Raw genomic sequence first — 22,757 nt, 5'->3', positions numbered from 1 at the left:
CTCCGCCGCCTCTCGAGCCACCCCGTGCCCCACGCCGTCATCACCTCCCCCAGCGCCGCCGCCCGCCTCGATCGGGCCGTGGGCTGGCTGCGCCGCCGGCGCCCCGCCGAGCGCGTGCTCCTCGTCGGCGCCTCGGTCGAGGGCGTGAGCGAGCTCGCCCGCGCGTCGATCCGCGGCCGCCGCGCCACCTTCGGCTGGCACCGGCTGACCCTGGGGCGCCTCGCCGCCGCGCTCGCGATGCCGGCGCTCGCCGAGCGCGGCCTCGTCCCGGCCAGCGCGCTCGCCATCGAGGCCCTCTGCGCGCGCACCCTCGACGGTCTCGCGCAGGACGGGCTGCTCGGCCGCTTCGCCCGCGTCGCGGATCGACCCGGGCTGCCGCGCGCCGTCGCGCGGACGCTCGACGAGGCGCGGCTCTCCGGCGTCGCGCCGGACGCGCTCGCGCCGGCCGATCTGGACCGCATCGCCCACGCGTTCGACGCCGCCCTGGACGACGCGGGGCTCGCCGATCGCGCGATCGTCCTGCGCCTAGCGGCCGAGCGCGCCCGGGCCGCGGACGACGGCGACCCCCGCTCGCGCCACCCGCTGCTCGGGCTGCCGATGCTCCTGCTCGACCTGCCCGTGCGGTTCGCGCTGGAGCGCGAGCTCCTCGAGGCCGTCGCCGCGCGCTCGCCGGACGCGCTCGCCACCGTGCCGGCCGGCGACGCCGCGTCGCTGCGCCACCTGCAGGCGGCGCTCCGATCGCCGCCGCGACGGGTCTCGCTGACCGCGGTCTCCGCCGCGCACGACGGCGCCGGCGCTGGCAATGGCGTGGACGACGGCGCCGACGACGGCGCGGGCGACGAGCCGCCGCCGGTCGCGCCCAGCACCTCGCTCGCGCGCCTGCAGGAGCACCTGTTCGACCCGCTGACAGACGATGCCCCCGGGCTCGGCGACGAGGTCGAGATCCTCTCCGCGCCCGGCGAGAGCCGGGAGTGCGTGGAGCTCGCGCGCATCGCGCTGCGCGAAGCCGCCCGAGGCGTGCCGTTCGAGCGGATGGCGATCCTCCTGCGCGCGCCCGAGCAGTACCGCGCGCACCTCGTCGAGGCGCTGCGCCGGGCCGGGATCCCTGCGCACTTCGCGCAGGGCTCGGTGCAGCCCGACCCGGCGGGCCGCGCGCTGCTCGCGCTGCTCGCGTGCGCCGCCGAGCACCTGTCGGCGTCGCGCTTCGCCGAGTACCTCTCGCTCGGGCAGGTCCCCGACGCGACGCCCGCGGGCGAGCCACCGCCGGCCGCGCCCGAGGCCGATCGCTGGGTGCCGCCGGACGACGACCTCTTCCCCGAGCTGCTGCGTGGCGGCTTCGACGAGGCGCCGCCGGACGACGAGATGGCGGGGGAAGATCTCGGGTTCGATCCGCCAGGGAAGAGCTTCAGTCCGGCCGCCCAGAGCCCCGATCCGACAGCCCAGAGCCCCGATCCGGCAGCCCCGACCCCCGATCCTACAGCCCAGGGCCCCGACGCCCCCGTGCACGACGGCACCCTGCGCGCCCCGCGACGCTGGGAGCGCATCCTCGTCGACGCGGCGGTGATCGGCGGGCTCGATCGGTGGGAGGCGCGGCTCTCGGGCTTCGAGCGGGAGCTCCGGCTGGAGCTCGCGCGCGCCCCCGAGGACCGCGACGTCGCGCGCATCGCGCGGACGCTCGCCGACCTCTCGGCCCTCCGCGCCTTCGCGCTGCCGCTGCTCGCGGCGCTGCCCGGCCCGGGCGAGCGCGCGACCTTCGGCGAGTGGCAGCGCCGCCTCTCGGCCCTCGCGACGCGCGCGCTCCGGCGGCCCGAGCGCGTGCTCGCCGTGCTCGCCGAGCTCGCGCCGATGGCCCACGTCGGCCCGGTGGACCTCGGCGAGATCCGCCTCTGCCTCTCGCGCCGCCTCACCGACCTCGTGCTGCCCCCGGCCGCCCGCCGCGACGGGCGCCTCTTCGTCTCGCCCATCGAGGGCGCCCGCGGGCGCTCGTTCGACGTGGTCTTCATCCCCGGGCTCGCCGAGCGGATCTTCCCGCAGAAGGTCACCGAGGACCCGATCCTCCGCGACGCCCTCCGCCGGACGATCGCCGGGGGCGACTCGGGCCTCGACACGAGCGACGAGCGCGTGGCGCGCGAGCGCCTCGCGCTCCGGCTCGCGGTCGGCGCGGCCCGGCAGCGGCTCGTCGTGTCGTACCCGCGCGTGGACATGGATCAGTCCCGGCCTCGGGTGCCTTCGTTCTACGGCCTCGAGCTCCTGCGCGCGGCCGAGGGCAGGCTGCCCGGCTTCGGCGAGCTCGAGCGCCGGGCCGAGCAGGGCGGCGCCGCGCGCATCGGCTGGCCCGCGCCCGCGCGGCCCGAGGACGCCATCGACGCGGCCGAGCACGACCTCGCGCTCCTCGAGACGCTCTTCAGCCTGCCGGAGGCGCAGACGGTCGGCACCGCGCGCTACCTGCTCAACGCCAACCCCCACCTCGCGCGGGCGCTCCGGTTCCGCGCGCGGCGCTGGATCCCTGGCTGGACGAGCGCCGACGGGCTGTTCAAGCCGATCGCGGAGGCGCGCGAGGCGCTCGCGAAGCACGCGTTCGGGCGCAGGTCGTTCTCGCCGACCGCCCTCCAGCACTTCGCCGCGTGCCCTTACCGCTTCTTCCTCTATGCCGTGCACAGGCTCGCCCCGCGCCCGGCGCCCGAGGCGATCGAGGAGCTCGACCCGCTCCAGCGCGGCCGGCTCGTGCACGACGTGCTCTACGAGGTGCTGGTCGCCCTGCGCGACGCGGGCAAGCTGCCGCTCGGCCTGCCAGCGCTCGACGAGGCGCGGGCCGAGCTCGATCGGGCGCTCGACCGCGTCGCCGCGCGCTACGCGGACGAGCTCGCGCCGGCGATCCGGCGCGTCTGGGACGACGGCATCGCGTCGGTGCGGGCCGACCTCCGGGAGTGGCTGCGGCGCGCCGCGGAGGACCGCGACTGGGAGCCGATCCATTTCGAGCTGTCGTTCGGGCTGCCGCGCCGCCTCACCACCCGCGATCCGGGGAGCTCGGACGCGCCCGTGGAGCTCGACTGCGGCGTCCGGCTCCGGGGCTCGATCGACCTTGTCGAGCGGAGCGTGTGGGGCGCGATGCGGGCGACCGACTACAAGACGGGCAAGGCGCGGGCGCCGCGCGACGCGGTCGTGAGCGGCGGCGGCACGCTCCAGCCGGTCCTCTACGCGCTCGCGCTGGAGAAGCTCATGCCCCCGGGCACGCAGGTCGAGTCCGGGCGGCTCTATTACTGCACCTCCGCCGGCGGGTTCACGGAGGTGCCGATCTACCTGGACGCGCGGGCGCGCGACGCGGCCGCCCAGGTGGCGGGGATCATCGGGGACGCGATCGACAAGGCGGCCCTCCTGCCGATGCCGGCGGAGGGGGCGTGCGCGCAGTGCGATTACCGGCCCGTGTGCGGGCCCTACGAGGAGCTCAGGACCGGGAAGATCAAGCGGCGCGACATCGAGCCGCGGCGACGGCTGGAGCAGCTCCGCCGGCTCGCGTGAGCGCGGGTGTCGCACGGAAGCGTCGCCCCTGGACAGTGGCCCGCGATCGCCGGGGGCGTGGCCGGGGATGTATACACTCCGTCATGCACAGCAAGATCGCTTTGCCCTGCGCCCTCCTCGCGCTCGCGGCGACGGGCACCGGTTGCAATCTCATTTTCGGCATCGAGCCTGGCACGGAGGGGGCTTCCTCCGCTTCCTCGACGACGAGCACCGGACCTGGTGACGGAGGCTCTACCCAGACGTCGGGCGGTGGCAACGGCGGCGACGGCGGCGATGGAACCGGCGGCGACGGCACGGGCGGCGACGGCGGCGATGGCGCCGGCGGCACGCCCTCGTGCCCCCCGTCGAACTGCGCCGTGGGGGAGTGCCCGGTGACGCAGATGCAAGGGGAGCTCGGGTCCAACGTGAAAGGCATGGCGGTCACCCGGGATCTCGTGCTCCTGGCCAACAACCAGGCCATCGTCGCCATCCCGAAGGACGGCGGGGCCGCGCGCACGCTCCCGGGCACCCTCGGCTTCGGGGATACCGCCTGGATCACCTACGCGGGCGGGCAGCTCTCGTGGACCAACTGGAGCAATGGAGACGTGCTGGGGATCTCCATCGAGCCGCCGAGGTCCAGCCCGATCCAGATCGCGCAAGTCCCCCCGCAGGAGAACGGCGATCCGGCGGTCACGGCCTTCGGCCGGATCGCCTCCTTCGGCGACAGCGTCTACTGGGCGACGCAGACGCCTGCAGCCGTCTGGCGGGCCAAGGCCGACGGCAGCCAGGCCGTCGCCGAGCTGGTCGCCTCCGACGACCATCCGATCGGCGTCGCCGTCGACGCGACGCACGTCTACTGGTCCAACTACTGGTCGCGCCAGATCCTGCGCAAGACAAGGGACCCGCTCGGCGAGACCGCCGAGGTCTTCGCGGAGACGAACGGCAACCCGACCACGCTCGTCCTCGCCAACGGCGTCGTGCACTGGGTGACCGACACCAACGGCGCGGTCCAGTCCAAGGCGACGAGCGCGGCGCCGAGCGCCCCGCCCTTCACCACCACGGTCGACGCTCAGGCCGTCGCCAAGTCGCTCGCGGTGGACGACGAGTTCATCTACTGGACCGTTTACATGAACAGCGAGGGGAAAGGCGAGGTGCGGAGGGCGCACCTCGGCATGGGGGACACGATCACCCTCGCGACCGGGCAGCCGTACTTCTTCGAGATCGCCGTCGACTGCGGATCCATCTACTGGAATGTCAACGACGTGGAAGCCGAAGAGGAAGGCGTGGTGTTCCAGATGCCGAAGCCCTCGAACTGAGCACCTCGCCCCCTGACTCCGTCGCTGGTAGCGCGCTCCCGGGCAGCTCGGCGGGCGCGACGACTACCCGGCGCCCTCCGCCTCTTCCCTCCTGGGCCACGTGAACCGGAACGTCGCACCCCTCTTGCCGTCCGACTCGACCCACGCCCGCCCGCCGCGGCTCTCCACGATCTTTCGCACGATGGCGAGGCCGATCCCCGTGCTCTCCACCTTGTCCCTCGCCTGCAGCGTCTGGAACATCCCCCACACCTTCTCCTGGAACGCAGGCGCGATCCCAGGCCCGTTGTCGGACACGGAGACCTCGACCCTGTCGCCCTGCTCCCGGGCGGACACGGAGACCGCCGCGTCCTCGCGGCCCGCGTGCTTGAGGCCGTTCGTGATGAGGTTCATGAGCACCTGTTGCAAGGGCACCCTGTAGGTCCGCAGGGTCGCGGGCGGCACGTCGAGCGTCACCCGCGCGGGCGGCCTCGGGGCGATGAGCTCGACCACCTCCCTCGCCAGCCTGTCGAGGTCGACGCTCTCCGGCTTCTCGCGGAACCTCGTGGCGCGGGAGTAGGCCAGGATCCCCTCGATCAAGGCCTCCATGCGCCGCACGCGCCCGCGCAGGAGCTCCATCTGATGGCGCGTGTCCGCGGTGAGCTTGTCGGAGAGGTCCTCCTCGATCCACTGGGCGAGGCTCGCGATGCCCCGGAGGGGCGCCTTCAGATCGTGGCTCGTCACGTACGCGAACTGGTCGAGCTCGGCGTTGGTCCGCTCCAGCGCGCGGATGAGCGATTGCGCCTCCTGGAACCGCCTCGCGTTGTCGATCAGAAGGGCGACGCGGTTCGCGAGCTCCTCGGCGAGCGCGACGTCCGCCTGGCTGAAGCGGCGGCCCGACTCCGCGTGGACCAGCGTCAGCGCGCCGATGGTCCGGTCGCGCCCCCGGAGCGGGACGACGACATACGACCTCAACCCGAGCGACCGGATCAGGCGCAGGTGCTCGGGGCTCAGCGCGGCGGACTCGATGGCCGCGTCCGGGATGTCGGCCATCCACTCGGAGCGACCGGCGCGGATCACCGCGGACACGCCCGCCGGGGCGTCGGGCCGGGGCGGGGACATCGCCCGGAGGCGCTCGGCGAGCTCGATCTTCGCGGGATCGCCGTGGTGGACGGCCACGCGCTCGATGGAATCGCCGTTCAGCATGTCGACAGCACACCAGTCGGCCAGGGTGGGGACCGCCAGGTGGGTCAGGTGCGTGAGCCGCGACGCGACGTCGAGCGAGCCGGAGAGCGCGGCGCCCGCCTCGCTCAGGAGGCGGAGCGTCGCCTGCTGCCGCTCGAGCTCCGCCGCGAGCATCTCCGCGCGCGCCCGGGCCTCGCGCTCCCGCTCGAGGAGGCGCGCCCTGTCCAGCGCCGACGCGCACTGCGCCGCCACGCTGAGCAGGAACTCGCGCTCTTCGGGGCTCCACGCCCGCTCGTCCGCGAACGAGAACGCGAGGCCGCCGAGCAGCGCCGCGTGGGCGACGATCGGCAGGACGGCGAGCGCCTTCACGTCGTCGCGGACAGGCCGCAGGGCCGCGAGCTCGGGGTACGCGGCGTGCAGGCTTTGCCTCGTGTCCACCCAGATGGGGCGGCGCTCCCGGAGCGCGTCCGAGAGCGGTAGTCGGGCGTCGAGGGGCACCCTCGCGTAGGGGCTCGCGCGCTGCTCCTCGAGCCCCGAGTGGCCGACGAGCGCCGCGACGCCGGCCGCCTCGTCCGCCGTGTACATCATCGTCGTCGAGGCGCCGAGCACCCGGTGGATGTCGCTCACGACGGCGGCGGAGACCTGCTCGACCGTCACGGCGCCGCTCAGCGCGGTGCTGACCGCGAGCAGCGCCTGGGTGAGCCGGGCGCGGCGATCGAGCTCCTCGACCCGCTTCGTGAGCTGCGCGGCGAGCTCGCCGCGCTCGGCCTCGACCTGCTTGAGGCGCGAGATGTCGGCGAACACCGAGATCCCGCCCTCGAGCTCGCCGCCAGACCCGATGATGGGCGCGGCGCTCCCGAGGACCATGCCATACGTGCCGTCGAAGCGCTGAATCCGGGTCTCCTCGCTCTCGATGACCTGCCGTTCGGACATCGCGCGGGCCATGGCCCAGTCCTTTGCCTCGTACGGGCGGCCGTCCTCGTGGAAGGCGCGATACAGCGTCCAGTCGTTGATCGATTCGGTCGAGGCGCTGCCGGCCCAGATGCGCTCCGCCGCCCGGTTGTGCAGGACGAGCTTCCCGGACGCGTCGCAGAGGATGACGCCGTGCGGGCTGTGCTCGAGCACGGCGTCGAGCCACCCGCGATCCCGGGACCCCACGGCGCGGAGCCGCTCGAGCTCACGCTTCAGGGCCTCGATGTCCGTCGTGTCGACGCGGGCGGCGGGCCCGGGAGACGGGCCGTTGTGCGCGGAGGTTTTCATAGGATGACGGCGACCGGCGCCTCGGCAGAGGGCCGAGGCGGCGCTCGGTCGGACGTCGCCGGAGCTTACGCGCATCGATGGCGCGGCGGAAGGCGGCGCGCCCCGGCCGAGCGGGTTCCTCGGCCCGCGGCGCGCATGCCCGGCTGCCTGGCGGCGATCCGGCCGCCTGGCAGCTTATCCGGCGCGCGCGGGCGGACGGCGCCGACGGCGGCGGGTCCTCGCGCGGGCGAGTGCCCGAGCGGGTCCTTGGGATCATGGTCGCTCGCCGGGCCGGCCGCTGCGCACCGGCTCGGTCTGGGTCAGCGCCGAGCGGGACTGCGACTCTCGGCGCGATCGCGCAGGGGGCGCAGGGGTGCTCGGGGAAATGACGATGCTGGCTTAGGGCTCCACCTCGCTCACCATCCTCGCTCCCCGAACCCAGATGTTCGGGGCCGATAACTGGCAGGTGAGCGCGACAGCGCGCCGGTGTCGGCCAAGGAGCAAGCAATGATGGGCAATCGTTCAGGTCGCCTCATGGCGATCATGTTCGCTGGGAGCTTTGTCCTCGCGGGGGCCGGCGGCTGCATGGGCAGCGACGATGACGCCGAGGCGAATCGCGATGGAGCGGATGGGCAAGAGCGGACCGGCACGGGCCCCGACGGCAGGAGCCACGGACAGACGGGCCGAGACGGCGCGCGAGGCGCCGGGAGGGGCGGTGGAGCGCAGGCCGGCGGCAGGCAGGCAGGCCGCGAGCAGCCCGGTCATCAAGGCGGCAGACAGGGCGGCGAACGGGCCGGCGGCCAGCGCGCGGGCGACAGGCAGATGTGCGGAGAGCAGGACGGCCATCAAGGCGGCAGGCAAGGGGGCCGCGGACAGATCGGCAGTCAGGGCGACAGGCAGGGAGGCCGCGGAGAGCGCAGCGCGACGCAGCAGCCGTCGGACGCGGAGCTCACGATGCTGATCTCGTTCATCCACCAGAAGGAGGTGGATCTGTCGCAGATCGCCTTGGACAAGGCCGCGTCCCCGGATGTGAAGCGCTACGCCGAGCAGATCGTCGAGGAGCACGCCCAGTCCGAGCAGTTCGGCGCGGGCTCGAGGTTCAAGATGGAGTCGTGCCCGCGCTGCCGGGAGCTCGACGAGAGCTCGACCGAGGTGAGCGGAGCGCTGGAAGAGGAGGAAGGCGCCGAGTTCGACACGGCCTTCATCTGGGCCCAGATCTCCTTCCATCGCCGCGCCCTCGAGCTCCTCGACGTGCCGGGCGTCGCGAACGCGGAGAACGCGAAGATACGAACTCGCGTGAAGGCGATGCGAGCGGACGTCGAGCAGCACCTGACGGAGGCCGAGCAGCTGTTCTGCTTGCTGCTCCACGAGCAGCAGGGAGGCGGCCAGCAGCAACGCGGGCAGCAGGAAGGCACCCAGCCCGGCCAGCAGGAACGCGGCCAGTTCGGCGGGGCGCAAACCGGCCAGCAGCAGGGCATCCAGGTCGGACAGCAGCAGGGCATCCAGGTCGGACAGCAGCAACGCGGACAGGGCAGCCAGATGCAGCCCGGCCAGCAGCAGGGCGCCCAGCTCGGCCAGCAGCAACGCGACCGGCAGCAACGCGGACAGGGCAGCCAGATGCAGCCCGGCCAGCAGCAGGGCGCCCAGCTCGGCCAGCAGCAACGCGACCACTCCGGCCGGCTGCAACCCGGCCAGCAGCAAAACAGCCAGCAGCAAGGCCCCCAGGCCTACGCGCAACGGCAAGGGGAATCGCAGAAGTCCCAGTAACAGGGCTTCATGTCCCGCAGGGCGGCGGCGACGGCGCCTGCTCGCGGCCTTCGCGAGCGCCGAGCTCCCCGAGCGCGACCCCGCCTACCCGATCCAATAACGGCGTCCATGGTCTCGTGACCGCGATCGCGGGCGAGTAGGCGCCCGCGTGCGGTCGCTCAGGCGAGCCGCGCGCGTCATGAGTCGATCCACGTCCACGGGAAGTCGACCTCCACAAGCGTGTCGGCGCCGTCGAACACGTCGACGCTCTCGACGCGCACGATGTCGCTCATCGCGTCTCCGTCGAAATCCACGAGCCAGACATCGACGTCATAGTACCCCTCGGAGAGGCCGTCGATGGTGAGGCCGAGATCATCGCAGTCCGCCACCGCGTCGAGGACGAGGAAGCCATCCTCGTCCTCGACGCTGACCGCGACCCCGCTCACGTCGTGATCGAAGCACGCCCACGGATCGTCGCTGCCGTCGATGGTCAGGGCGACGGTGAGCGAGCCGCGCGTGAGGTGATCGTGGTCATCGTCATGACCGACGACGATGCACCCCGTGAGCGAGGCAGTGGCGAGGACGCAGCCAGCGAGACCGGTGAGCACCTTCGAAAGTTTCATGAGGTTCGTCTTCCTTTATCCAAGTCTGGCGCTGTCGCGCCGATGCGCGGCACGGCAGCAAGCGCTATACCAGCGAGCGGCGCCCTGCGGTGCCACGCGGCGGCGCCCCGCCTTCGGCGGGTGGCACCGCAATTGCTCCTGTGAACCCCCATGGAGATGAACGTGCCAGTCCTCGATGTTTCCTCCCCCAGCGCTGCGGCGCGCGCTCAGCCGCGCGGCAGCAGGCTCGCCGTGCTGGCCGCGCTCGTTGCGCTCGCGCTCCTCGGCGCGACCGGGTGCGCGGCAGAAGTCCACACCAGGGCCGCTGCGCCGGCGCATGCGACCGTCACGTACCAGGAGTTCGCGGTGTACGAGGAGCCGGTCGTTCACATCGCGGCGGCGCCGGTCCACGTCGAGACCTACCCGCGCGTGTACTACCGCGGCACCTACGTCTACTATGTGGACGGCCGCTGGTACTACCCGTCGCACCACGGCTGGGTCTACTACCGGGACGAGCCGCGCGCCCTGGTCCGCTACCGCGTCGGCTTCGAGCGACACGGCCACCATCACCATCACCATCACCATCACGACGTGCACCGCACAACCACGGTCAGGCCGGCAGCGACGGTCCGGGCGGGGGCCTCGGTCCGGGCGGGGGCCTCGGCTAGGCCGGCAACCTCGGCTAGGCCGGCAACCTCGGTCAGGCCGGCAACCTCGGTGAGGGCGGGGGCGGTGAGGGCGGGGGCGACGGTGAAGGCGGGGGCCTCGGTCAGGCCGGCAACCTCGGTCAGGCCGGCAACTCCGGCGAAGCCGGCGAAGAAGCATCGCGTGGAGCGTCGACGGCACCACGTCGAGGAGAGGCACCCCGAGCGCTGACTGCCGCCTCAGAGTTGGCACAAAATTTGCTTTTGTACCAGCGACGAGGCGGTGACGCGGGTCGCGGCATGACCGCGCTCCCTTCGGGGCCGCCTCGACCCACACGCGGGCCCGGCCTCCCCCGATCCCCTGGCCCGCCCCCTTCCGCTACCCGCCCTTCGCGGCATCGGCGAAGGCCTTCCAAGTCCCCTCGGCCGCGCCCACACAGGCGCGCGTCCCGTCGCGCACGATGGGCGTGCGGAGCAGGAGCGGATCGTCGACGAGGAGCTCCGCGATCCGCGCATCGCTCGGGCCGAGGTGCTGGAGGCCACGCTCCTTCACCCGCGCGCTCTCCGCGTCGTAAAGCGCGCGCATGCCGCCCACCGCGCGCGCTACGCTCGCGAGCTCCCCCTTGGAGAGGCCCTTCTCGCGCAGATCGACGAGCTGCACCTTGATGCCCCGGTCGGCGAAGAACCGCTGCGCCGCCCGCGTCGCTTTGCACTTGGCCGTGCCGAAGATCTGGATCATGCGCGTCGTTCCTCGGTGGAATGGCTACTGCGCGCCCCGGAGGGCAGCGCGGGCGTGGAGCATAGCAACCGCTGCCCGGACGGCGCAGGGCCAGCAGCGCGCCGATTCTTCCGACCTAGGTTGCCGTCCGCTGCCGTCTCGGATCGATCCCGCCCCGTCGCGGCCGCTCCACCAGACAGATGGCGACCTCGCTCCGCCCCCTCCGAGACCGCCCGCTCCGCTCTCGACCGGCCCCGCTCCCCCGCCGGACGGCCCCGGCAACCCGCGGCCTCGCTCCGCCCCCTCCGAGGCCGCCCGTGCCGGTTCGAGAACGCCCCCTCTCGAGGCCCCTCCGCCAGCGCCCTCACGTCGCGCCCTCCAACGCCCGCTTCTCCGCCCCGCAGCGCGATCGAGCGGGACGCGTCCGCTCGCCCGGCGGCGCACACTCGTCCGGCAACGCACACGCGCGCGCCGCCATCCGAGGACAACGAGAACGCGCCCCGCCGAGCCGGGCAACAACACCGAAAAACGCCGTGGAAATGGGCGACGTCGGCGGTCGATTCGTTTTCCTATTTACGTCCTCAGCGGTTAGGATATCGAGGCGCATTGATGATCGTGCCCCCTCACACCCTTCGCGGTCGGGTACGACGCAGCGGCAACACTGGAGCGCATTGAATGAGGTTCCGTCCCTCGCTCTCGACGAGCGAGTCCGAATCGAGTCATCCCGTTTCCATCGCTTCCGCGGGCGGACGCGCGGGCGAGCGCGCGCCAGCTCGGCGCGCGAAGGCCGCCGGCGCGCAAGCCACGCTCGGCGCGACCGAGCTCTACTTCCGGGCGCTCGCCGGCAGCCAGCCGCTTACGCGCGAGGGCGAGGTCGCGATCGGCCGTCGTATCGAGGCGGGCGCGCTCGCCTGCTTCGAGGCGTGGGTCCGGTCGCCCGTCGCGCTGCGCGAGCTCGCCTCGACGGCAGAGGACGTCCAGGTCGGGGCGCTGAGCCTCCGGGATCTGCTGTGCGAGGCCGACGCCGGTGATCCAGAGGCGGACGCCTCCGCGAAGCGGCTCGCGGACCTGCTCGCTCTCGCCCGCTCGCTCCTCGGCCGGCAGATCACCGAGGACGGCGTGGAGACCGCCCTCGCGGGCCTCGCCGCGGGCCTCGCCGAGCTGCGCCTCGATCCGACCTTCGAGGAGCGCATCGAGCGGAGCCTTCGCGCAGCAGCGGCCGAGGCGGACAAGGCGGAGCGCGCCGCGATCGAGGCCACGATCGCGGCGATCGCCCGGGGGCGCCGCGCCGTCGCGCAGGCGAAGTCCGAGCTCGTCCAGGCGAACCTCCGGCTCGCGGTCGCCATCGCGCGGGAGCACCAGCGCTTCGGCGTCCCGCTGCTCGACCTCGTGCAGGAGGGGAACCTCGGCCTGATCCGCGCCGCCGACAAGTTCGAGTACCGCCGCGGCCACCGCTTCGGCACCTACGCCGCGTGGTGGATCAAGCAGGCGATCAAGCGGACGATCCTCAACCAGGGAAAGCCCGTTCGGATGCCGGTCCACCTCACCGCGATCCGGAGCCAGGTGGTGCGCGCTCGGCGAGATCTGGTGCAGGAGCGGGGGCGCGAGCCTTCCGTCGAGGAGATCGCGGAGCGCAGCGGCCTCACCGTGGAGAAGGTGCGGGTGATCAGCGAGCTCGCGCTCGAGCCGCTCAGCCTCGACGCCCCCGTCGGCGAGGAGGGCGATACCCGGTACGGCGATCTGCTGGCCAACGACGAGCCCACGCCCGCGGACATGCTGGCCCGGCGCCGGCTGATCGAGCAGACGCGCGAGCTGCTCGACTCGCTGCAGCCGCGCGAGCGCGAGCTCCTGCGGCGCCGCTTCGGCCTCGACGGCAACGAGGACGAGACGCTCGAGGAGATCGGGCAATCGTTCTCGCTGACGCGGGAGCGCATCCGTCAGATCGAGGCGAAGCTGCTCGAGAAGCTCCGGACGCGCTCGCGGCAGCGAGAGCTCGGCTCCTATCTCGAGGGGTGAGGGCGCGGGAAGCGCCGGCGCGCTTCAGAAGCTGTACCCCACCGCCCCGCCCAGCCGGTGCGACGAGCCGGCCGCGTTCTCGTACGCGACCTCGACGTGGTTGGGGACGAGGAAGAGCAGGGTGTCGACGAGCAGGCAGTCGTCCGCGCCATCGCACAGCCGCTCGTCCCGGCTCCCGAAGATCATGCGCCACTTCACGGGCAGGCCGAGGCCGAGGGCCGCGCGCGCGCCGAGCGCGCCGCCGGCCTCGGGGAGCCTGTCGCTCAGCGTCCCGGCGAAGAGGTAGACCGGCGCGACGGCCAGATAGACGTAGTGGTTCATCGTGCCGCTCTCGCCGGCAAAGCCGGCGCGGAGCTCGGGACCGAGCGCGTAGCGCGCGACGCGCACCTCGCCGTCGAAGCCGCGGCGATCGTCAACGTCGGTCGAGCCTGCGCTCGCCGAGAGCCCCGCGGAGAAGTAGGGGAGCCACGACGCGCTGTCGGGGCCGATCGACCCGCACCAGCCGAGGAACAGCCTGCCTTCGACGACCCGCACGCCGCTGCCCGCGCGCGCGCCGAGGGCGAGATCCATCTGAAAGGGCCGCACCGGATCGGCGAGAGCAGCGCCAGGGGCGAGGATGCTGGCGATCCCTGCCACGGCCGCGAGCAGCCACGCGGCGCGCGTCACTGTCGCCCGGTCCCGATCTGGCCTTGGCCGTCGCTGCCCCAGCAGAACACCCCGCCCTCCTCGTCGAGCGCGCAGGTGTGCTCTCGCCCGGCGGCGAGGGCGACCGCGCGCACGTCGAGCGCCGCCCGCACCGGCGCGGAGACCAGGTTGGCCTCCTCGGAGCCGAGCTGGCCGCTCTGGTTGGAGCCCCAGCACACGACGCCGCCGTCGTCGATCAGCGCGCAGCTGTGGCGCCCGCCGGCAACGACGACCTTCGCACTGGCAACGCCCTCGACGAGCGTGACGCCGACAACCTCGTCGGCGCTGTCGACGATGGGCCCGTCGCCGCTCTGGCCGTTGAGGTTCCAACCCCAGCACGCCACCTGTCCCGTGCCGAGGGCAGCGCAGCTGTGGCGCCCGCCCGCCGCAACGTCGGTCGCGCCGCGCACGCCCTCCTTGCGGACAGCTCCGGCGGCACCGTCTCCCCAGCACCACACGTCGCCCTGCGCGTCGAGGGCGCACGCGTGCGCTTCGCCGGCGGCGACGCGCGTCACGCCGCGCAGCGGGAACCCACCCAGGTCGAGGACGAGCGCGGGCTCGCTCCTCACGACGGTCTCGGGATCGGCGCCGAGCTGGTGGCTCCGGTTGTCACCCCAGCAGACCACGGTGTCGGCGCCACGCACGGCGCACGTGAACCCGAGCGATGGGTCGTCCGCCTCCACGAGCCCGCCGGCCGCGAGCTCAACCACGTCCTCCAGGCCGGGCACGTCGCGCGGTGGCACCGGGCAACGCCCACCAGCCACGACGTCCGCGCCCCCGGAAGTGTCGCCGCAGCCCGCCGGCACGACGCCGAGGGAGCCGCCCACGTCATCCCCCCAGCACCTGACCCTCCCCTCGTCGAACAGCGCGCACGTGTGCCGCGGACCAGCGGCGAGACGCACGGGGTCCGCGGCGAGCGAGACCCACCTCGGGGAGGTACTCAGCGAGCCGATGGAAACGTCGCCAAGCTGGCCCGCGTCGTTGTCGCCCCAGCACGCGGTATTACCGTTCCTGAGAATCGCGCAGGTATGGTAGGCACCGGCGACGATCTGCGCCGCGGGTTCGAGCGCCTTCACGCGCACGGGGGTGAAGTGGTAGTCCTCCGAGCAGCCACCGGCGAGGGGCGCCGTGATGAGCAGCGAGGCGGCCGCCCACCGTCGGGAGGTGAGACCTCTTTGTCCGATCATCATTCGCCTCGTGCGCGTGCCTGCATGAACGACCCTACCCAGGTTGCGCCGCACCCGAAAACGACAAAACGACTGACCTACGTTGCGATGCCACCAGCGGCCGGGGGGCGGCGGCGACCCACCCCAGAATGACTATCACATGGGTCCACCTTTCGAGAGGAATCATTCCGCTCGGCCAACCATCGCGTACAGCACTCTGCCCCTGACGCCGCTTCCTCTGCGTTCGGCACCGCCTGCAGACACACGACAGCACGGGTATACCGCCACACGAAATTCATCCGTCCACACCGCCGGTCCCAGACGGACGCGCCCCACGACAAGGCACCGATACCCTCGCCCGTCCCGTCCGCCTCCCTGCCACGGCGCCGCCAGGGCTCTACACCGTGAGCACGACGCCGGCCACGCTGGCGCCGTGAAACGTGCGCATCCACCACGTCCCCGCGGGGAATACAGCGCTGCGTACGCCGGCACGCCATCGCTCCAGTGCCGCACGGTACGACGCTCGAAACGCACGCACAGCGGCACCAGCGATTCGCCACGCATCTCCCTGCTCGCGACCCACCGCAAACGTCGGATTGCCGTCGCGCAGCGGCTCGAAGCTCGTCACGCGCTCGTAAGGGGACACCTTGCCGGCCCCCTCGGCGCCCAAGAAGCGATGCCCTCGCCGCTGCACCTCCGCGTGGGCCCGCGCTTCGTGTCGCTCGAGCTCGGCAGAGACGTCCTGGCGAAAGCCCTCCGCGCTGTCCTGCTCGATGGCCGGGGGCAGCGCGAGCGAGACCGTCGCTTCCTCGGGCCACTGGGGGTTTTCCGGGTCGAGATACACCGAAGGGCGTGCCGCGCGCAGCACGCCGCGACCGAGCTCGTCCACATCCACCTTGACGCCCGGCCACTCGCGCGCATGCTGCACCAGACCAGCGGCAACAGGATTCGCCATGACATAAGCAATCTTCTCCACCACCGCTGCGCGCGTCAGCAGCCGCACCACGCTCGTGGCCTCGTGGTCCCATACCGGGCCTTCCCACCCGCGAAGCACCTTCGTGCCGAGCGCGACGATGCGATGGAAGAATTGCAAGAACCGCGGCAGGACGCCCCTCGAGTCGGTCACGACCAGGTGCAGATGCGTTGACATGGCGCAGAGCGCATGGACCTCGATGTCGTAACGGCGAGTCGACACCGCGAGGACGTAGACCAAGAGCTGGGTGATTGCCGCATCCGGGCGGAAGAGCAGGTGCCGGCGCAGGACGCGACGGGTGATGAGGTAGGTGGCTCCGGCAACGATCTCGCGGGGCTGGCTCATGACAGGCGCAATAAGACAAGCGCCGTGCCAGGGATTTCCATCAATCATTTCGCGGCTCGACCAAGCTTTGTGGGTGGCGGCCGCCTGGCGGTCCGCCACCTAAGCTGGAGCTGTTGCTACTACTACTAGCCCAACCTGGGTTGCGGTTAGTCCGACTGCAGCCAGGTCGGGGCCACCGCCGCGCCGCCAACCTGGGTCGCCGCGCCGCCAACCTGGGTCGTTCCGTGGGTCCGCGCCGCCAACCTGGGTCGGGTCCGCCGCCGGTCCGCCCAGCACGCCCGGGTGCGCTCGACCCCTACAGCGACGATGAGAGGTTGCCGTCAGTATGCAACTCGTCCACGCACTTCAAGAGGCGCGCGGGTGCTTGGCCTTCGCCACGAGGAAGCGACGCTGCCCAGTAGCCGCCTCCCAGCGCGCTGGCCGCTGCGCATTTCCTCCCCGGCGTCCTCCTCAGCCAGCGCGGGCGCGGCACAGCCGCCGCCGGGCCTGCACCGGCCCGGACCCTGGACGGCTGCGTGAACCAGGTTGCGGCGCGAAGGCGCGTGAACCAGGTTGCGGCGCGAAGGCTCGTGATAGTCTCGCTTCGCGCCCACCAGGATCCGGGTAGAAGGCGCGAGGGGCGGATTGAACAGCGACGACAGAGGGCGCCGAGCCGAACGGGGTGGACCGTCCAGGGAGCGACACCGCGGGGATCCGCCGGCGTCGGGCGACACGCTCGCCCGCGCCGTGGCCGACGCGTCGATGGCCCTCTCGCGCGCCGGCGATGACGGTCCGCAGCAAGCGATCGTGGCGGCGGCGGCGCGCCTCCTCCACGTCGACATCGCCTGCCTCTACGATGTCGCGCAGGTGCCGCACACGCTCGGGCTCGTCGCCTGCGCGGGCGGCAGCGCGGGCTCGCTGGACGCCCTCCGGCGCCTGCCGCTCGACGCCCCGAGCCTCGCCGGCGCCGCCGCCCGCTTGAACATCGCGCAGGTCGCGCCCGAGGACGAGAGCGCCGACGCGCTCCTGGACGCCGGCCACCTGCACCGACGTTGCGGCTGCACCCGCGCCTTCGCGATCCCCATCACCTTTGCCGGCACCCTGCGCGCGGTGCTGCTCTGCGCCACGGCGCAGCCCGACCCCCCGCAGACCGAGCTGCTCGAGATCGCGGGCGTCCTGTCGAGCCTCTTCGGGATGGCGCTCGCCGCCCCCGAGCTGCACGCCCAGCGCGCGCGGATCGAGGAGCTCGAGCGGGAGAACCACGAGCTCGAGCGCTCGCGCGAGCAGCTCCACGCGACGATCGCGGAGGCCAGGCAGACAGAGGCCGCGCTCCGGTTGAGCGAGGACAGCCTCGCCCGCGCGCAGAGGTTGGCGAAGCTGGGCAACTGGGACTGGCACATTGCGAGCAACGAGCTGCTCTGGTCCGACGAGTGTTATCGGATGCTGGGCCTGTCCCGCGACGCCGGCGCGCTCACGTACGAGCGGTTCCTCGCCTGCATCCACCCGGAGGACCGCGAGGGTGTGATACGCTCCGTCGACCTCGCGCTCCAGGGCACCCTGCCCTATTGCGTCGATTACCGGATCGTCCGCCCGAACGGCGAAGAGCGCTCCCTCCACACCGAGGCGGACGTGATCCGCGCCGAGGACGGCTCTCCGCTGCGGATGATCGGCACGGCCCTCGACGTCACCGAGCAGCGGCGCGCCGATCGCGCCTTGCGGCTCAGCGAGGAGCGCCTGCGGATGATCGCGGAGCACGCGAGCGACGTCATCTTCCATATACGGCTCGGCCCGGAGGGGGGCTACGAGTACATCAACCCCGCCGTCCTCGAGCACACCGGTTATCCGCCCGCCGCCTGGTACGAGAACCCTGAGCTGTTCGTCACCCTGATCCATCCCGAGGACGTCGGGCGCTATCATGCGTTCGTCGAGCACATGGCCGCGGCCGGCGGCCGGCTCACCTTCCGCATCATCGACAGGAGCGGCCGGACCCGCTGGGTCTCGACCCACATCACGATCCAGCACGACGAGCACGGAAACTCGATCGCCGGGATCGGCATCTCGCGCGACGTCACCACGGAGAAGCTCGCCGACGAGGAGCGCGAGCAGCTCCTCGGACAGCTCGCGGCCGAGCGGCGCTGGCTCCACGCGGTCATCGAGCGCTCGCCTGTCGGCATCCTCCTCCTCGACCGGGCCGGCGCGCAGATCGCCCGGAATCGCCGCGCCCAGGAGCTCGCCGGGACAGACTCGCCGCCCGGGCCCCCGGGCGCATGGGGCCTGTGCCTGCCCGACGGGCAGCCCCTCATGGACGAGGAGCAGCCGTCGGCGGGCGCGCTGCGAGGCGAGGTCACGAGCTCGAGGGAGCTGTCGCTCCGGCGCGCCGACGGCAGCATGCTGGCGGTGCTCGCGAGCGCTGGCCCCATCGTCGACGGGAACGGCAAGCTGCTCGGCGCGGTCGTCGTCTTCGACGACATCACCCGGCTCAAGGAGCTCGAGCGGCTCAAGGAAGAGTGGACGTCGGTCGTCGCGCACGACCTGAAGCAGCCCGTGACGACGATCATCGGCTACGCGACCCAGCTCGAACGGAAGCCCCAGGTCACGACCGCGGTAAAGACGAGGGCGGGGCACATCCTGGCGAGCGCCAAGCGGCTCGGGCGGATGGTCTCCGATCTCACGGACATCTCCCAGATCGAGTCGCGTCGCCTCGCGATCGAGCGCACCCCCATCGACCTGCGCGCGCTCGTGGAGGCGGTCGTCGAGCGGATGGAGAGCGAGACCGAGGGGCGCGCTGTCGACGTCGAGAGCCGCGGGGAGATCCCGATCGTGCGCGCGGACGCCGGGCGCGTCGAGCAGGTGCTCAGCAATCTCATCTCCAACGCCGTCAAATACGGTGATCCAGAGACGCCGATACAGGTGGCGCTGGAGCGGCGCGGCGACGCGGTGCAGATCTCCATCCGGAACAGCGGCCGCGGGATCCCGGCCCAGGACCTCCCGCTCCTGTTCGAGCGCTTCTTCCGGGGAAAGGCGAAGGAGGAGCGCGTTGTCGGCCTCGGCCTCGGCCTGTACATCGCGAAGGGGCTGGTCGAGGCCCACGACGGCAAGATCTGGGTCGAGAGCCCCGAGGGCGGCCACACGACGTTCCATTTCACGCTTCCGGTGGGCGCGGCGCCGCGCCGGGATGCAACGTAGCCACGAGCCGCCCGGCCCTCGGCGTCGCCGCCTGGGGCCTGGTGACCGGCGTCGCGATGGTCGAGAGCGGGCCCACGGCGCCGCCCGCGGCGCGCATGCAGGCGCGGGCGCGCAGGTTCTCCTGAGGCGCCAAGGCTGGTACGCTGGGCGACATGTCGGATGAGAGTGCCCGCCGTCCGCACCAGGCCACCAAGCCATCCGCTCGCGGGAGCGACTCGACCGGGGCCAGGGGCGTTGGCCCGGGGGATGTCGTCGGCCAGCACTTTCGGATCGACGAGCTCCTGAAGAAGGGAGGCATGGGCCGGGTCTACCGGGCAACCGATCTTCGCCTCGGCGAGCCGGTCGCGCTCAAGCTGATGGATCCGGCGATCGTCGGCACGGAGCGGGCGCGCGCCCGCTTCTTCCGCGAGGCGCAGACAGCGGCGAGGCTGCGGAGCAAGAACGTCGTGCAGCTCCTCGACTTCAACGTCGATGCAGCCACGCAGGTGCCTTACATCGCCATGGAGCTCCTTCGCGGCGAGGACCTGGCCCAGCGGATCGCCCGCGGGCCGCTCTCCTACGAAGAGACGAAGGCGATCCTCGGCGATGTCTGCAGCGCGATCGCCAAGGCCCACCGCATGGACATCATCCATCGCGACATCAAGCCGGCCAACGTCTTCCTCGTCGAGGACGACGATGGCCCGCTCTGCAAGGTCCTCGATTTCGGGATCGTCAAGCTCGGTGACCTCGGGCTCGACCCCCAGGGAGCGCCGCAGACGGACGCCGGCGCCACCCTGGGCACGGTGAGCTACATGAGCCCGGAGCAGATCGCCGACGCCCGCGGGGTCGACCTCCGCGCGGACCTGTGGTCTATCGGCGTGATCGCCTACGAGTGCATGACCGGGCAACGGCCCTTCCGCGGCGAATCGCTCTTCGAGCTCGTCCACAAGATCTGCTTCGATGTCCCGGCCCCGCCGTCGCGCCTGGCGGACGTCCCGAGCGGCTTCGACGCCTGGTTCGCCCGGGCGACCCACCGCGACCTCGACCGCCGGTTCACCTCCGCCCGCGAGCTCATCGAGGCCCTCCGGGCGCTCGCCGGGCGCCCGCCGGAGCCGCCCCTGCCCCAGCCCCGGCCCCCGCCGCCCGAGCCCCCCACGAACCAGAGCTGGGCCTCGGACGCCAACCAGATCGATATCGGCGCCCTCAAGGACCTGACCTTCAAGAACGCCGTGGTCCGGGAGTTCCTCGACAGCGCCAACAAGCACTTTGTCTCGGGGAGCAAGGGGCTCGGCAAGACCCTCCTCCTCACGTACAAGCGCTCGGTCCTCAGCGAGATCTACCTGGCGGCGACCGGCCGCGAGCGCCGCCACGCCGCCGTGCAGTTCATCCCGGAGGGGCGGCCGTACCTCGATCTGATGGGCGATCTGCCCACCGTCGATCAGACCCGGAGCGACCTCATGTCGGGCCTCCACGAGTGCAAGCGGCTCTGGAGCTTCAGCTTCCGCATGTCGATCGTCTCCTACCAGTCCGCGGCCGCCGGCGCCGGCGATCCCGCGGATCTGGCGCCGCTCCCCCGGAGCCTGCGCGGGCTCCTGGAGGGCCGTCCGGTCGAGCCGACGATGGTGCTGAAGGAGCTGCTCTCGCTGACCGTGCGCCAGATCAACCAGGTCGTCGACGCGATGGAGCGCCCGCTCGAGCGGCGGCTCCGCTCGCTCCACAGCGGCGTCTTCATCTTCATCGACAAGCTCGATCAGGCGCTCCGGCGGCTCCCGCGCGCCGCGTGGATCCACATGCAAGCGGGGATGATCGAGGCCGCGTGGGATCTGATGAACGCCAACCGGCACGTCAAGATCTTCGCCGCCATCCGCGAGGAGGCGTTCTCCGCCTACGAGTCCGACATCAAGACCAACCTCTACGGCGCGACGTCGACGCTCCGCTACGCCAAGCACGAGCTCTTCGAGCTGCTGGAGAAGCTCACGTATTATTACGAGCGGCTGCCGCTCCGCGAGTTCATCCACCTCGACGTGGTGAGCGCGGGGCGCTCGGCCCGCGGCGAGTCGACCTTCGACTTCCTCCACCGCCACACCCTCGGGCGGCCGCGCGACCTCGTGATCCTCGCCTCGGAGATCTCGCGCAACCGAAAGGCGCTCGACGAGCGGACCTTCACGCAGATCGTGCAGAGCACGAGCGCCGGCCTCCTCGTGGCCAACATCTTCGACGAGATGCGGGTCTTCCTCGAGGTGCTCTGTCACCGCGACAAGCGGGCTCGCTTCCTCGGCCTCCTCCCCTGCGACGTCCTCACCCACGACGAGGTGGTCGAGGTCTGGTGCAGGTTTCACGAGGTCGATCGCGCGTTTTACGACGCCCACGGCCGGGACGCCGACGACGTCTACCACCCTTTTCGCGAGCTCTTCGAGTGCGGCCTCCTCGGGGTGCTCGGCGCCGATCCGGGGGCCGAGCGCCAGGTCCAGCGCTTTCGCCAGCCGCACGACGCCGTCGTCGGCTCGCGCCACGAGCTGCCGCGCTCGCGGTATTACCTGCTCCACCCCTCCCTCCGCGCGTTGATCGAGCCGCTCCCCGGCGGCGGCCGGTTCCACGCGATCCGCCACGTGATCATCGGCCACGGGGAGCCCTGGCCCCGCCACTGGGACCTCGTGGTCGACGTCCAGCGCGAGCTCTTCCGGCGCCCGGACGCCGACGAGGAGATCGGCGGGGCGGTGTTCTCGCTCCTCGACCGCCTCGCGACGGAGATCGCCGACGGCGAGGCTCCAGACGCCGCGCGCCGGGCGATCGCCGCCTCCCCCACCTTCGCCCGCCTCAGCGCGCACCTCGAGCGGATCCACTGGGACGATCTCCACCTCACGCTCCTCGAGCTCTTCCCCGACGAGCGGCGGGAGGAAACGGAGCCGACCGACCGGGTCGAGGTGGCGATGCTGCTCATCGACATCGTCCGGTCGACCCACATGATCCGCAGCATCGGCGACACCGGCTTCGTCGACCACCTTCACCGGCTCCGCGGCTCCCTCCGAGGGGCGACGAACCCGCGCCTGCTGAAGGGGACCGGCGACGGGTACCTCGCTGTCTATCCCACGGTGGCCCGCGCCGTCGACGCGGCCCGCGTGCTCCGCCGCGCCGTCGACGACCCCGCCCAGCTGCGCCTCGTCGTCCACTGGGGCTGGGTGCGCATGAGCGATCACGACGTCATCGGCACCGAGGTCCACCGGCTCTTCCGCATCGAGGCGGTCACCGAGGAGGATCGCGCGGACGAGCCGAGCTCCGGGATCGGCCTGCCGCGCCCCGGCCGCGTGACGCTCTCGCGCTCCGCGGCCGCCGCGCTCCCCGACCCGTCGCGCGCGGACTTCCGCCGCGCGGGCGCGTTCCGGCTCAAGGGGTTCGACGATCCCGAGTCGATCTGGGTGGAGACCGACGAGACCGACGAGACCGACGAGGCCGACGCCTGCCCGTGAGATCGCCCGCGGTGAGCCGGAGGGCCCACCGGCGGGCC

At 72.3% G+C, this 22,757-nt stretch carries 13 protein-coding genes; 7 read left to right on the top strand and 6 right to left on the bottom strand.

Annotated features, from left to right (window positions below; genetic code table 11):
- Positions 1–24: 24 nt before the first annotated feature.
- Both WMF22_RS01015 and WMF22_RS01010 read left to right on the top strand, forming a co-directional pair.
- Complete coding sequence (locus WMF22_RS01015) at positions 25–3,519, top strand: PD-(D/E)XK nuclease family protein (protein ID WP_438034549.1); 3,495 nt, start codon at positions 25–27, stop codon at positions 3,517–3,519.
- 83 nt (positions 3,520–3,602) lie between these two features.
- Positions 3,603–4,814 carry an ABC transporter permease gene (locus tag WMF22_RS01010; RefSeq protein ID WP_438034548.1) on the top strand — a complete coding sequence of 404 codons (1,212 nt, stop codon included), beginning with the start codon at positions 3,603–3,605 and terminating at the stop codon, positions 4,812–4,814.
- Positions 4,815–4,877: 63 nt separating this feature from the next.
- Here WMF22_RS01010 and WMF22_RS01005 read toward each other — a convergent pair whose 3' ends face one another.
- A complete protein-coding gene (locus WMF22_RS01005; protein ID WP_438034547.1) occupies positions 4,878–7,235 on the bottom strand; it encodes an ATP-binding protein in 2,358 nt (785 codons plus the stop codon).
- 486 nt (positions 7,236–7,721) lie between these two features.
- Here WMF22_RS01005 and WMF22_RS01000 point away from each other — a divergent pair, with 486 nt between their 5' ends.
- On the top strand, positions 7,722–8,981 hold the full coding sequence (locus WMF22_RS01000) for a DUF4142 domain-containing protein (protein ID WP_438034546.1): 1,260 nt from the start codon (positions 7,722–7,724) through the stop codon (positions 8,979–8,981).
- Between the two features lie 176 nt (positions 8,982–9,157).
- On the opposite strand, the gene WMF22_RS00995 is transcribed toward WMF22_RS01000, so the two are convergent.
- Positions 9,158–9,583 carry a hypothetical protein gene (locus WMF22_RS00995; protein WP_437297245.1) on the bottom strand — a complete coding sequence of 142 codons (426 nt, stop codon included), beginning with the start codon at positions 9,581–9,583 and terminating at the stop codon, positions 9,158–9,160.
- A gap of 162 nt (positions 9,584–9,745) precedes the next feature.
- On the opposite strand from WMF22_RS00995, the gene WMF22_RS00990 reads away from it, so the two are divergent.
- Positions 9,746–10,438, top strand: coding sequence for a hypothetical protein (locus WMF22_RS00990; protein WP_438034545.1), 693 nt, complete (start codon positions 9,746–9,748; stop codon positions 10,436–10,438).
- A 147-nt stretch (positions 10,439–10,585) separates the two neighbouring features.
- On the opposite strand, the gene WMF22_RS00985 is transcribed toward WMF22_RS00990, so the two are convergent.
- Positions 10,586–10,945 (bottom strand): arsenate reductase family protein, encoded by a 360-nt coding sequence (locus WMF22_RS00985; RefSeq protein WP_437297243.1) that lies wholly within the window; start codon positions 10,943–10,945, stop codon positions 10,586–10,588.
- Positions 10,946–11,599: 654 nt separating this feature from the next.
- Here WMF22_RS00985 and WMF22_RS00980 point away from each other — a divergent pair.
- Positions 11,600–12,940, top strand: coding sequence for a sigma-70 family RNA polymerase sigma factor (locus tag WMF22_RS00980; RefSeq protein WP_437297242.1), 1,341 nt, complete (start codon positions 11,600–11,602; stop codon positions 12,938–12,940).
- Between the two features lie 24 nt (positions 12,941–12,964).
- On the opposite strand, the gene WMF22_RS00975 is transcribed toward WMF22_RS00980, so the two are convergent.
- The 3 genes from WMF22_RS00975 to WMF22_RS00965 form a co-directional block, all read right to left on the bottom strand.
- Positions 12,965–13,576: a hypothetical protein gene (locus WMF22_RS00975; RefSeq protein ID WP_438034544.1), complete on the bottom strand. Its 612-nt coding sequence runs from the start codon at positions 13,574–13,576 to the stop codon at positions 12,965–12,967.
- A 26-nt stretch (positions 13,577–13,602) separates the two neighbouring features.
- A complete protein-coding gene (locus WMF22_RS00970) occupies positions 13,603–14,814 on the bottom strand; it encodes an RCC1 domain-containing protein (RefSeq protein ID WP_438034543.1) in 1,212 nt (403 codons plus the stop codon).
- A gap of 373 nt (positions 14,815–15,187) precedes the next feature.
- Positions 15,188–16,108, bottom strand: a complete 921-nt coding sequence (locus tag WMF22_RS00965) for a transposase (RefSeq protein WP_438034542.1) — start codon at positions 16,106–16,108, stop codon at positions 15,188–15,190.
- A gap of 726 nt (positions 16,109–16,834) precedes the next feature.
- Between WMF22_RS00965 and WMF22_RS00960 the strand changes: the two genes are divergently transcribed.
- Both WMF22_RS00960 and WMF22_RS00955 read left to right on the top strand, forming a co-directional pair.
- Positions 16,835–19,273 carry a PAS domain-containing protein gene (locus WMF22_RS00960; RefSeq protein ID WP_438034541.1) on the top strand — a complete coding sequence of 813 codons (2,439 nt, stop codon included), beginning with the start codon at positions 16,835–16,837 and terminating at the stop codon, positions 19,271–19,273.
- A 152-nt stretch (positions 19,274–19,425) separates the two neighbouring features.
- Positions 19,426–22,719, top strand: a complete 3,294-nt coding sequence (locus WMF22_RS00955) for a protein kinase domain-containing protein (protein ID WP_438034540.1) — start codon at positions 19,426–19,428, stop codon at positions 22,717–22,719.
- Positions 22,720–22,757: the final 38 nt, after the last annotated feature.

The sequence above is a fragment of the Sorangium sp. So ce204 genome (assembly GCF_051526795.1).
Lineage (GTDB): Bacteria > Myxococcota_A > Polyangia > Polyangiales > Polyangiaceae > Sorangium > Sorangium cellulosum_B.
The sequence above is the reverse complement of the archived record's forward strand: the minus strand, read 5'-3'. Positions and strand labels throughout refer to the sequence as shown.

Bases quoted from the DNA above. Each gene is read 5' to 3' on its own strand.
- WMF22_RS01010 (WP_438034548.1), top strand. From the start codon at position 3,603: ATGCACAGCAAGATCGCTTTGCCCTGCGCCCTCCTCGCGCTCGCGGCG.
- WMF22_RS01005 (WP_438034547.1), bottom strand. From the start codon at position 7,235: ATGAAAACCTCCGCGCACAACGGCCCGTCTCCCGGGCCCGCCGCCCGC.
- WMF22_RS01000 (WP_438034546.1), top strand. From the start codon at position 7,722: ATGATGGGCAATCGTTCAGGTCGCCTCATGGCGATCATGTTCGCTGGG.
- WMF22_RS00995 (WP_437297245.1), bottom strand. From the start codon at position 9,583: ATGAAACTTTCGAAGGTGCTCACCGGTCTCGCTGGCTGCGTCCTCGCC.
- WMF22_RS00985 (WP_437297243.1), bottom strand. From the start codon at position 10,945: ATGATCCAGATCTTCGGCACGGCCAAGTGCAAAGCGACGCGGGCGGCG.
- WMF22_RS00980 (WP_437297242.1), top strand. From the start codon at position 11,600: ATGAGGTTCCGTCCCTCGCTCTCGACGAGCGAGTCCGAATCGAGTCAT.
- WMF22_RS00970 (WP_438034543.1), bottom strand. From the start codon at position 14,814: ATGATGATCGGACAAAGAGGTCTCACCTCCCGACGGTGGGCGGCCGCC.
- WMF22_RS00965 (WP_438034542.1), bottom strand. From the start codon at position 16,108: ATGAGCCAGCCCCGCGAGATCGTTGCCGGAGCCACCTACCTCATCACC.
- WMF22_RS00955 (WP_438034540.1), top strand. From the start codon at position 19,426: ATGTCGGATGAGAGTGCCCGCCGTCCGCACCAGGCCACCAAGCCATCC.